This window comes from Bacillus sp. 7894-2, assembly GCF_002272225.1.
In the GTDB taxonomy this organism is placed as follows: domain Bacteria; phylum Bacillota; class Bacilli; order Bacillales; family Cytobacillaceae; genus Cytobacillus.
On sequence record NZ_NPDG01000099.1, the window covers coordinates 88544 to 99467 of the forward strand.

At 42.6% G+C, this 10924-nt stretch carries 11 protein-coding genes; 10 read left to right on the forward strand and 1 reads right to left on the reverse strand.

The features are described 5' to 3' along the window. The first annotated feature begins 39 nt into the window (after positions 1 to 39). The 3 genes from CHI10_RS14995 (at position 40) to CHI10_RS15005 (ending at position 2303) form a co-directional block, all read left to right on the forward strand. A complete protein-coding gene (locus CHI10_RS14995) occupies positions 40 to 822 on the forward strand; it encodes a transporter substrate-binding domain-containing protein (protein WP_095245039.1) in 783 nt (260 codons plus the stop codon). A gap of 82 nt (positions 823 to 904) precedes the next feature. After that, positions 905 to 1552, forward strand: coding sequence for an amino acid ABC transporter permease (locus CHI10_RS15000; RefSeq protein ID WP_076257328.1), 648 nt, complete (start codon positions 905 to 907; stop codon positions 1550 to 1552). A 13-nt stretch (positions 1553 to 1565) separates the two neighbouring features. Continuing rightward, the gene (locus tag CHI10_RS15005) at positions 1566 to 2303 is read left to right on the forward strand and encodes an amino acid ABC transporter ATP-binding protein (protein ID WP_095245040.1); all 738 of its coding nucleotides are present in this window, start codon (positions 1566 to 1568) and stop codon (positions 2301 to 2303) included. 47 nt (positions 2304 to 2350) lie between these two features. Here CHI10_RS15005 and CHI10_RS15010 read toward each other — a convergent pair whose 3' ends face one another. Then, positions 2351 to 2836 (reverse strand): LiaI-LiaF-like domain-containing protein, encoded by a 486-nt coding sequence (locus CHI10_RS15010; RefSeq protein WP_095245041.1) that lies wholly within the window; start codon positions 2834 to 2836, stop codon positions 2351 to 2353. A gap of 227 nt (positions 2837 to 3063) precedes the next feature. Between CHI10_RS15010 and hemA the strand changes: the two genes are divergently transcribed. The 7 genes from hemA to spoVID all read left to right on the forward strand — a co-directional run bounded on the left by hemA (position 3064) and on the right by spoVID (position 10864). After that, a complete protein-coding gene (gene hemA, locus CHI10_RS15015; protein ID WP_095245042.1) occupies positions 3064 to 4413 on the forward strand; it encodes a glutamyl-tRNA reductase in 1350 nt (449 codons plus the stop codon). A 14-nt stretch (positions 4414 to 4427) separates the two neighbouring features. After that, the gene (locus tag CHI10_RS15020) at positions 4428 to 5261 is read left to right on the forward strand and encodes a cytochrome c biogenesis protein (RefSeq protein ID WP_076257332.1); all 834 of its coding nucleotides are present in this window, start codon (positions 4428 to 4430) and stop codon (positions 5259 to 5261) included. A gap of 168 nt (positions 5262 to 5429) precedes the next feature. After that, a complete protein-coding gene (gene hemC, locus CHI10_RS15025) occupies positions 5430 to 6365 on the forward strand; it encodes a hydroxymethylbilane synthase (protein WP_095245043.1) in 936 nt (311 codons plus the stop codon). Continuing rightward, on the forward strand, positions 6362 to 7141 hold the full coding sequence (locus CHI10_RS15030) for a uroporphyrinogen-III synthase (protein WP_095245044.1): 780 nt from the start codon (positions 6362 to 6364) through the stop codon (positions 7139 to 7141). The genes hemC and CHI10_RS15030 overlap by 4 nt, the downstream gene beginning before the upstream one ends. Continuing rightward, positions 7141 to 8115, forward strand: a complete 975-nt coding sequence (gene hemB, locus CHI10_RS15035; RefSeq protein WP_095245045.1) for a porphobilinogen synthase — start codon at positions 7141 to 7143, stop codon at positions 8113 to 8115. Before CHI10_RS15030 ends, hemB begins: the two co-directional genes overlap by 1 nt. Positions 8116 to 8175: 60 nt before the next feature. Further along, a complete protein-coding gene (gene hemL / locus CHI10_RS15040; protein ID WP_095245046.1) occupies positions 8176 to 9462 on the forward strand; it encodes a glutamate-1-semialdehyde 2,1-aminomutase in 1287 nt (428 codons plus the stop codon). Positions 9463 to 9607: 145 nt separating this feature from the next. Continuing rightward, a complete protein-coding gene (gene spoVID / locus CHI10_RS15045) occupies positions 9608 to 10864 on the forward strand; it encodes a stage VI sporulation protein D (protein ID WP_095245047.1) in 1257 nt (418 codons plus the stop codon). Positions 10865 to 10924: the final 60 nt, after the last annotated feature.

The following is a 10924-nucleotide window of genomic DNA, read 5'->3' on the forward strand; positions in this document are numbered from 1 at the left end:
ACATAAAAAAGAGAGATACTGAAGGGGGAATTTAGACTAGTGAGATATTGGTTAAAAGGAATCATGGCAGCTGCTTTTGTATTGGTCCTGGCTGCATGCGGATCAGAGGAAGCGTCTAAAAGCGGAATGGATCTAGTAGACGAAGACAAATTTACATATGCGGCTTCGGGAGAGTTCAAACCTTTTAGTTACACAAATGATGATGGAAGCATGAGCGGCTTTGATATTGATGTAGCAGAGGCTGTAGCAAAAGAACTCGGACTTGAACCGGTTCAGAATAAATTTAAGTTCGGCGGTATAGTGGAGGGAGTTAAGTCAGGCCGTTTTGATGCAGCGGTAGCCAGCCACACCATTACCGAAGAACGTTTAAAAGCAGTCAATTTTTCAACTCCATATTACTATTCAGGCCCGCAAATATATGTGCGACCGGATAGCACGATTGAGACACTGTCAGATCTTGAAGGCAAGGAGATAGCAGTATCAAAAGGATCTACATATACTTCAAATGCAGAGGAAGTGACAGACAACATTAAGTTTTATGACAGTGATGTGGTCGCCCTGGAAGCATTGAGCAAGGGAAAACATGATGCTGTTATCACTGATTTTGTTACAGGCAAAGAAGCAATTGGCGCCGGAATGAAAATTGAAGGCAAAGAGCTGCTTGGCCGCAGTGAGCAGGCAATTGCAGTTGCAAAGGATAATAAAGAGCTGCTCGAAAAAGTGAATGAAGCTCTTGAAACACTTCGCGAGAATGGAACACTCACAGAAATCAGCAAAAAATATATCGGTGAAGATATAACAGTTGATCCTGAGAAGGAATAACATTGCGGGCGGATGTGTATCAGACATTCGCCTGTTTTGTTTTTTTACACAAAATGAAATTGCCATCTGAAGGGGGATTTTTGTGGATTTATTTACAAAGTTTATTGATACATATCCCGTATTTTTAAAGGGGATGCTCTTAACCTTTCAATTAACCATTGTATCAGTGTTTATTGCTATTTTTATAGGGTTGTTTTTTGCTTTTTTAAAGATATCAAGAGTGAAAGTTCTGGAATGGATTGCAGACATCTATATTTTTCTTGTGAGGGGAACGCCTCTTGTTGTCCAGATATTCATTTTCTATTTCGGATTGACAGCTCTGGATATTTCACAGTTTTGGTCGGTTGTGCTAGGACTTGCTTTTCACAACGGTGCTTATATAGCCGAAATCTTCAGGGGCTCCATTCAATCCATCGACAAAGGTCAAATGGAAGCAGGACGTTCACTGGGTATGACTGCCGGCCTTGCGATGAGAAGAATCATTCTTCCTCAGGCATTCCGACGGGCTATGCCGCCTCTTGGGAATCAGTTTATCATTGCATTGAAGGATTCCTCACTGGCTTCCTTCATCGGCATGTACGAGCTCTTTAACGTGGCTACAACATATGGTTCCAATGAATATGACTACATGAGCTATTTGCTGATCGTAGCTGTTTACTATTTAGTACTTGTGCTTATTTTCTCCATCCTTGTAAATGTGATTGAGAAAAGAATGGCAAGCAGTGATTGAGGAGGAATGAGGAATGAGTGAATCGTACATGATCAAGGTAGAAAAATTGAACAAATCATTCGGGGATCTCCATGTCCTGAAAGATATTGACATAACAGTGAAGGAAAGTGATGTTGTTTGCCTGATTGGTGCCAGCGGGTCCGGAAAAAGCACACTGCTCCGCTGCCTGAACTTTCTTGAATTAAAGGATAGCGGCAATATCATTTTTGAGGGTGAAAAGGTTGAGAAAGAAACACATGACCTAAATAAAGTAAGAGAAAAAGTAGGAATGGTCTTTCAGCATTTTCATTTATTTCCTCATAAGACTGTTCTCGAAAATGTGATGGAAGCACCATTGCATGTGAAAAAGCTTCCTAAGGACCAAGTGAAAAAAGATGCCCAGGAACTATTAAAAAAAGTTGGGCTTTCTGACAAGGAGAATGTGTACCCATCAAAACTTTCGGGCGGACAAAAACAGCGTGTAGCCATTGCAAGGGCACTGGCTATGAAGCCCGATATTATGCTTTTTGATGAGCCGACATCTGCACTGGATCCGGAGCTGGTGGGGGAAGTGCTTTCCACAATGAAGGAACTGGCCCTCGAAGGCATGACAATGGTCGTCGTCACGCATGAAATGGGCTTTGCAAGAGAAGTGGCAGACTGGGCTGTCTATATGCATGACGGAAGAATTGTAGAAGTGGGACACCCGGAGGATTTGTTTAATAATCCAAAAGAGCAGAGAACCAAAAATTTCTTGGATTCGGTTCTCTAAACAGTTTGAATGGTAAAAGACAGGGAAAAGTAAAATATCCCTGTCTTTTATTTTTTCTTTGATAATAAAAAATATAATCCAATTAGCATTAACAGGATTGGCCAAAACTGCCAAACATCCGAAACACCATTGTCAAGAAGTCCCATCCACTCAGCTACTCTGTCATAAAACAGGAGCAATGCGGCAAGAATTAAGAATAAGATGCCCTGGAATAATCCTGCGCCTGTTTTCTGATGCCGAAGGAGGAAGCCGAGAGCAATTATAAGAATGAATGTACCAATATGATCCGGCCAAATTTCGAGGCGGTTCACCACATGAAAATGCAGGCCAAATCCGGTTAAAATAACCCCTGGCAATATGGAATCATAATCCCTTGCGCCATATCCCTGAATTAAAAAGGCTGCTCCGACGATAATTAGAAGAGTCGGCCAGGAATAAAAAGACTGTAAGGCAGTAAATCCGCTCTGCTGGAGAAAAAAGTAGGCTCCAAATCCGAGTAAAATAATTCCGGGGAAAATACGCTGATTTTTCATGAAAAACACCACTTCCAATAAGGTTCACTTGAATCCGGCAAGATTTTTTGTTACTGTACATAAGGGAGTATTTGTCTATTTTAAGATTATCTTATACAAGGCTCCTGTTTAAAATATAGTATCATATGTGTTCATTATCTGTTCACATTTAAGCATTAATTGAAAAAATAGAAATGATATAATTAATATTAATGAACTAGGCAATAATTCTGGGGGTGTCAATTTCAATGCATATCTTAGTCGTCGGTCTTAACTATAAAACTGCCCCTGTTGAAATCCGTGAACGTCTAACCTTTAATCCTTCACATTTGGGCGAGGCAATGAAGACTTTAAATGACAAAAAAAGCATTTTAGAGAATGTCATTCTGTCTACTTGCAATCGGACCGAAATTTATGCAGTTGTGGACCAGCTTCATACTGGCCGCTATTATATAAAGGAATTTTTGGCAGAACATTTCAATATGGATCAGAATGAATTTTCGCCATTCCTATTCATTTATGAAGGGGATGGGGCCATGGAGCATCTATTCAAAGTAGCATGCGGCCTAAACTCCATGATCCTTGGCGAGACACAGATTTTAGGACAGGTAAGGTCCAGTTTTCTGGGAGCTCAATCGGAAAATTCAACCGGTACCGTCTTTAACCACTTGTTTAAGCAGGCAGTAACGATTGCTAAGCGTGCACACTCCGAAACGGAAATAGGGGCAAATGCAGTCTCTGTCAGCTATGCAGCTGTGGAACTGGCTAAGAAGATTTTTGGATCACTTGAAAATAAACATGTTCTAATATTAGGAGCCGGTAAAATGGGTGAGCTGGCAATCCAGAATCTTCATGCCAACGGAGCCAGCAAAGTAACGGTTATTAACCGTACATTTGAAAAAGCGCAGAATCTTGCAAGCCGTTATGCGGGCCAGGCAAAAACACTGCATGAGCTTCAATGTGCTCTTGTTGAAGCTGATATTTTAATCAGTTCTACAGGGGCAAAAGAATTTGTTGTCACAAAAGATATGATGGCTTACGCAGAAAGAATGCGCAAAGGCAAGCCTCTATTTATGGTTGATATTGCTGTTCCAAGAGACCTGGATCCGAAACTCGCAGACCTGGACAGTGTTTTCCTTTATGATATTGATGATCTTGAAGGCATTGTTGAAGCGAACCTTCAGGAGCGTAAAAAGGCAGCCGAAAAGATTCAGCTGATGATTGAAGGAGAGATTGTTGAGTTCAAGCAATGGCTGAACCTGCTTGGTGTTGTTCCGGTCATTTCTGCCTTGCGTGAGAAAGCACTGGCTATACAGAGTGAAACCATGACAAGCATTGAAAGAAAGCTGCCGCATTTGAGTGATCGTGATAAAAAAGTGCTGAACAAGCATACAAAGAGCATTATCAATCAGCTATTAAAAGATCCTATTTTACAAGCTAAAGAAATGGCTGGGCAGAAAGATTCCGAACAGGCATTAGATTTATTTGTAAAAATCTTTAATATAGAAGAACTTGTTTCAGATCAGCAGAACGTGCACGCAGCAGCTAAACCAAAGCACGCATTCGCTCAATCACAGCAGACTTCCTTTCAATCATAAAAGGGGTTCTGTCCATGTTTGACATCTATATGACACGGCTGCATGAATTCACGGTGGTTCTGTACGCCTTATGTGTCTTATTATATTTTATTGATTTTCTTCATCATAACCGGAAGGCGAATAGAGTTGCCTTCTGGTTACTTGCATTTGTATGGGTGCTTCAAACGGTGTTCCTAATACTTTATATGATTAATACAGGAAGATTTCCCGTATTGACCATTTTTGAGGGCCTGTATTTTTATGCCTGGGTTCTTATCACTCTTTCCTTGGGAATTAACAGGCTGCTCAGAGTTGATTTTATCGTCTTTTTTACAAATGTTCTTGGCTTTATCATAATGGCGATCCATACATTCGCACCTGTGCAGATTGATTCGGCTGTCAAAGCGCAGCAGCTCATATCTGAACTGCTGCTCATTCATATTACAGTTGCGATACTTTCATATGGAGCGTTCTCGCTCTCCTTTGTTTTTTCATTGCTGTATCTTATTCAATATGATTTGCTGAAAAGGAAAAAGTGGGGAACGAGACTGCTCAGGATAACGGATTTGTCGAAGCTTGAACATATGTCCTATGTATTAAATGTAATCGGTGTACCTATGCTGATGATAAGTTTAATTTTAGGCATCCAGTGGGCATACATTAAGCTGCCGCATATGGTCTGGTATGACTCCAAGGTAATCGGTTCATTCATTGTCCTGGCTTTATATAGTATTTATCTCTATATGAAAGTCGGAAAGGGCTTATATGGAAAATCTTTAGCACTCTGGAATTTAGCATCATTTTTAATTGTATTAATTAACTTCTTTTTATTCGGCAAACTTTCATCATTCCATTTTTGGTATTCATAGAAAAGCGGAGGCGACTGTCCAGCCCCGACAAGCATAAGATGGTCTGCGGCGCGGCGCAATTTGCCGCAGAGCAGAACAGCTTATGACCTCGAGGGGCTAGGAGCCGAAGCTGGACAAAGAAAAACGGAGGCGGCTGTTCGCTGCCAGACATAATTGCAGGAGGCTGTCATGAGAAAAATAATTGTAGGTTCAAGACGAAGCAAGCTGGCATTAACTCAGACCAACTGGGTGATCAGCCAATTGAAAAACATTGATCCATCCTTTGAGTTTGAAGTAAAGGAAATTGTCACAAAAGGTGATAAAATTCTTGATGTTACCCTTTCAAAGGTCGGAGGAAAAGGTTTATTCGTAAAGGAAATCGAACAGGCCATGCTTAATGAGGAAATTGATATGGCTGTACATAGCATGAAGGATATGCCTGCTGTTCTTCCTGAAGGTCTGACAATTGGAAGCATTCCGGAAAGAGAAGACCATCGGGATGCACTCATTTCAAAAGGGCATATCAAACTGAATGACCTAAAGCCGGGATCTGTAATTGGAACAAGCAGCCTGCGCAGAGGGGCTCAGCTTCTGGCGCAGCGTCCGGATCTCGAGATTAAGTGGATCAGAGGAAACATAGATACCCGATTATCCAAACTGGAAACGGAAGAATATGATGCGATCATTCTTGCGGCAGCAGGTCTATCCAGGATGGGCTGGGCATCGGATGTTGTTACGGAATTCCTGGAGCCTGAAATCTGTGTGCCGGCTGTGGGCCAGGGAGCACTTTCCATTGAGTGCCGTGAAAGTGATAAAGAGCTTCGGGCATTGCTGGATAAATTCACATGCCCTGAGACGAACCAGACTGTGCGTGCAGAGCGTGCGTTCCTGCATAAGATGGAAGGCGGCTGCCAGGTTCCGATTGCAGGGTTTGCAACAATTAATGAAACAGGGGAATTGGAGTTAACAGGACTTGTAGGCTCCCCTGATGGTAAAGTGATTTATAAGGAGACCCTAAAAGGTTCAAACCCTGAAGAACTTGGTGATAAGGTGGCTGTTAAGTTAACCGGCCAGGGAGCTAAAGCGCTTATCGACAGGGTAAAAGAGGAGCTTGACGGGCAATGAAAGGGACTTCCCCTTTAGAAGGCATGAATGTTCTGGTGCCAAGAGGGAAAAAACAGGCTCAGTCCTTTTCAGCTCTTATACGAAGCTATGGGGGGATGCCGGTTGAGATCCCCCTGATTGCTTTCGAGCCTTTACGGAATAAAGCTTTAGTTCAGGCCCATAAGGAAATTCATACTTATGATTGGGTGATATTCACCAGCAAAACTGCTGTGGATGCTTTTTTTAATAATTTTAGTCTAAGCAGCCACTTCCCTAAAATAGCGGTTATCGGTGAGAAAACTAAAAAAGTGCTTGTTGACAAGGGATTAAAGGTGCAGTTTGTGCCCGGAGAATATGTTGCTGAAGTGTTTGCTGAAGATTTTTTGCCATTAGTAGAAAAAGGGATGAAGGTATTGATCCCTAAAGGAAATCTGGCACGTGGCTATATTGCAGCATCTCTCTCGGAAAAGGGTGCAAGAGTTGATGAAGTTATTGTTTATAAAACTGTTTTTCCACGTGAAAGCATCAGTCTGTTAAGAGATCAGCTTTCAGGAAAAGGGTTAGACATTCTTCCTTTTACCAGTCCTTCCACAGTGGATCATTTTATGGAGGCTGTTAAGGAGCTTGGAGTTCTGACTGCTGTAAAAGACAGTGTGGTGGGCTGCATCGGTCCTGTGACTAAAGAACGTGCAGAGGCGTATGGCCTGCAGGTACATGCAGTTCCGGAAGAATATACAGTACATAGCATGCTTAAGAGCATTATTAGATACTTAGCAGAAACCAGGAGGGGAAATTAATGGATCTTCAATTTAACAGGCATAGACGTCTTCGTAAAAGTCCGAATATGAGAGCGCTTATCCGTGAAAACTTCTTGCGTACAGAGGATTTAATTTATCCGATTTTTGTGGCTGAAGGAGAAGGCATTAAGAGAGAAATACCTTCAATGCCGGGCATCTTCAACCTATCGCTGGATCATCTCGAAGAGGAGATGAACGAAGTCGTTTCTCTTGGAATAAAATCCGTTCTCTTATTTGGAATTCCAAAAGAGAAAGATGCATGCGGGCAGCAGGCTTATCATGATCATGGAATCGTACAGGAAGCTACAAGATTTATTAAAGCTAAATTTCCGGAAGTCATCATTATTGCTGATACTTGCCTTTGCGAGTATACCGACCATGGCCACTGCGGTTTAATTGAAAATGGGGAAGTGCTGAATGATGCATCTCTGGAACTGCTTGTGCAGACGGCTGTAAGCCAGGCTAGAGCAGGAGCAGACATTATTGCCCCATCAAATATGATGGATGGGTTTACAGCAGCCATCCGTGCAGGTCTTGATGAAGCCGGATTTGAAGATATCCCTGTTATGTCCTATGCAGTTAAATATTCATCTGCATTCTACGGTCCTTTCCGTGATGCAGCTGACAGCACACCGCAGTTTGGCGACCGAAAGGCATATCAGATGGATCCTGCCAACCGAATGGAAGCCATGCGCGAAGCTGAATCTGATTTAATGGAAGGGGCAGACTTCCTGATTGTTAAGCCGGGAATGCCTTATTTGGACATTGTACGGGACGTTAAGAACAACATCAATCTGCCAATTGTGATTTATAATGTAAGCGGTGAATATTCAATGGTTAAAGCTGCGGCACAAAACGGCTGGATAGATGAACAAAAAATAGTTATGGAAATGCTTACAGGCATGAAGCGTGCAGGAAGTGATTTAATCATTACTTACCATGCAAAAGATGCGGCAAGGTGGATTAAAGAATAAGAATAAAACTGCAGATCATTAGTTAATGAAACTCCTTATTAAATAGAAAAGAGGGATGACATGCGATCTTATGAAAAATCTAACAAGGCTTTTAAAGAGGCAAGCGAATTGATGCCTGGAGGAGTAAACTCTCCTGTACGTGCCTTTAAATCGGTTAATATGGATCCCATTTTTATGGAACGCGGAAGCGGCTCAAAAATCTACGATATCGATGGCAATGAATATATCGATTATGTTTTGTCCTGGGGCCCTTTAATTCTGGGTCATACAAACGAACGTGTGGTCGAGGGTATTAAGAAAGTTGCTGAAATGGGGACAAGCTTCGGAGCTCCAACTGAAATTGAAAATGAGCTTGCCAAGCTTGTTATTGAGCGCGTTCCTTCCATCGAAGTGGTTCGGATGGTTTCTTCCGGAACAGAAGCTACCATGAGTGCTTTAAGACTTGCACGAGGATACACTGGCCGAAATAAAATCATGAAATTTGAAGGCTGCTATCACGGCCACGGCGATTCCCTTTTAATTAAAGCCGGCTCCGGTGTAGCAACACTGGGGCTGCCAGACAGTCCGGGAGTGCCTGAAGGTGTAGCTAAAAACACGATTACAGTTCCTTATAATGATCTTGAAAGTGTAAGATATGCTTTCGAGCAATTCGGAGATGATATTGCAGGTGTGATTGTGGAGCCGGTAGCTGGAAATATGGGAGTTGTTCCTCCACAGCCGGGCTTCCTTGAAGGCTTAAGAGAAATTACAGAGCAAAACGGATCCCTGCTTATCTTTGATGAGGTAATGACCGGATTCCGCGTTGGCTACAATTGTGCGCAGGGCTATTTTGGGGTGACACCGGACATTACATGCCTTGGCAAAGTTATTGGCGGCGGTCTCCCAGTCGGTGCATATGGCGGAAAAGCTGAAATAATGAAGCAGATTGCACCAAGCGGCCCAATTTACCAGGCAGGAACATTATCAGGAAATCCTCTTGCCATGACAGCAGGTTTTGAGACTTTAAGCCAGCTGACACCGGATTCCTACAAAGAATTTGAAAGAAAAGCAGACAGACTGGAAGAAGGGCTTAAGGCAGCTGCTGAAAAATATGATATCCCGCACACCATCAACCGTGCCGGATCCATGATCGGCATCTTCTTTACAAATGAAGACGTTATTAACTATGAAAAAGCTAAAACATCCAACCTTGAATTTTTTGCGGAATATTATAGGGAAATGGCAAACCAGGGAGTCTTCCTGCCGCCATCCCAATTCGAAGGACTCTTCCTCTCTACTGCACATACAGATGAGGATATCGAAAAAACGATCCTGGCTGCTGAACAGGCATTCTCCAAATTAAAATAAGCAAAACCTGACACTCATCATTTTAGATGAGTGTTTTTTGTATTCCCTTAAAGCGTGATTTTTCTAATCATAAAGTACCCTCATCCCTCATAGGATTGTTAATGACATAGTGATTAAACGCAAAGATTCGAAGGGAGGAGTCGCTTTGTCTCAGGGGAATCCATCGTGCTTACGATTTTCTTTAGAAGAATCAGTATGGTTTCAAAAAGGACAGGAAGTATCAGACCTGATTTCCATCTCGTTAGACCCCAATATAACAATTCAGGAAAGCGATCAATATGTAACAATCCAGGGAGCATTGGAACTGGCAGGTGAGTATAGACGCAGCGAAGAAGAAGCATCCGAGGAAGAACAAGAGGATTTTGCAGTAACCAAGTTCGTTCAGACAATCGAAGAACGGGGAGAAGGAATTTGTGAATTCAAACATTATTTTCCTGTCGATATCACCATTCCGAATAATAGAATCCAAAATATTTACGATATTGACGTTGCGGTAGAGTCCTTCGATTATGTTCTGCCGGAAAGAAGCTGTATGAAGCTGACAGCTAATTTAACGATTACAGGATTATATGGTGATCAGCAGCATGTGCCTGTTCAAGTGTGGGAGGAAGAACCTGAACCTGAAACTGAAGACTTAGAGCCTCTGTACAGATCTCCTGAAGCGGTGGAGGAGACAGAGGAAGAAGAGCCGATTCTGCAGGAATGGCCGTCTTATCAGCAGGAAGAACAGGAGCAGGAGGAAGAAAGAGAGGAACAGGTATCCGCTGAACAGGTTTTCGCTGTTGCCGAGGAAGATATTCGGGAAGAGGAACAGCTGGAAGAGCATCTGGAAACAGCTGAGGTATATATTCCATTTGAGGCAGAAGCAAGAAAGCAGCCTGAAGCGGAAGAGCAGGAAGTCATCAAACCTGCAGTGCCGGCAGCGCTTGAAGTAACTCAAGAGCAGCCACAAGAAGAACAGACGCAGAAAACTGCGCCGGAAGTATCTTTCTCTTCTCAGCGAAGTGAAGAGGAAAAACCGCCAACTGCACAGGAAATTTATCAAATGACGGAAGCATCCGAATCGGATAGCCCCTCTTTTGAAAAGAAACCTGTCCAGGCAGCTGCACAGGAAACTGGTGAGGAAACCGAGGAATCATCCTCATCAGAACAGGAAGCTAAGAAAAAGAAACTCTCCAAAAAGAAAAGCATGTCGTTAACTGAGTTTTTTGCGCGCAAGGAAGAGTCAGAAGAACAGGTTAAACTCAAGGTTTGCATTGTGCAGAACGGCGATACAATTGATGCCATTGCTGAAAGGTATGACATACCGTCCCAGCAGCTTTTAAGGGTGAATCATCTGGAAATTAATCAGGATATTTATGAAGGGCAAGTGCTGTACATTCCTGTTGCGGTAGCCCATTAAAAGGTTAGAAGGCTGAGCAGGTATTGATAACCCGCTCAGCTATTTTCGTTTCACCAATAT

What these genes read in the sequence shown, in the direction of transcription:
- CHI10_RS15005 (WP_095245040.1), top strand. Translation starts at nt 1,566, where the DNA reads ATGAGTGAATCGTACATGATCAAGGTAGAAAAATTGAACAAATCATTC.
- CHI10_RS15010 (WP_095245041.1), bottom strand. Translation starts at nt 2,836, where the DNA reads ATGAAAAATCAGCGTATTTTCCCCGGAATTATTTTACTCGGATTTGGA.
- hemA (WP_095245042.1), top strand. Translation starts at nt 3,064, where the DNA reads ATGCATATCTTAGTCGTCGGTCTTAACTATAAAACTGCCCCTGTTGAA.
- CHI10_RS15020 (WP_076257332.1), top strand. Translation starts at nt 4,428, where the DNA reads ATGTTTGACATCTATATGACACGGCTGCATGAATTCACGGTGGTTCTG.
- hemC (WP_095245043.1), top strand. Translation starts at nt 5,430, where the DNA reads ATGAGAAAAATAATTGTAGGTTCAAGACGAAGCAAGCTGGCATTAACT.
- CHI10_RS15030 (WP_095245044.1), top strand. Translation starts at nt 6,362, where the DNA reads ATGAAAGGGACTTCCCCTTTAGAAGGCATGAATGTTCTGGTGCCAAGA.
- hemB (WP_095245045.1), top strand. Translation starts at nt 7,141, where the DNA reads ATGGATCTTCAATTTAACAGGCATAGACGTCTTCGTAAAAGTCCGAAT.
- hemL (WP_095245046.1), top strand. Translation starts at nt 8,176, where the DNA reads ATGCGATCTTATGAAAAATCTAACAAGGCTTTTAAAGAGGCAAGCGAA.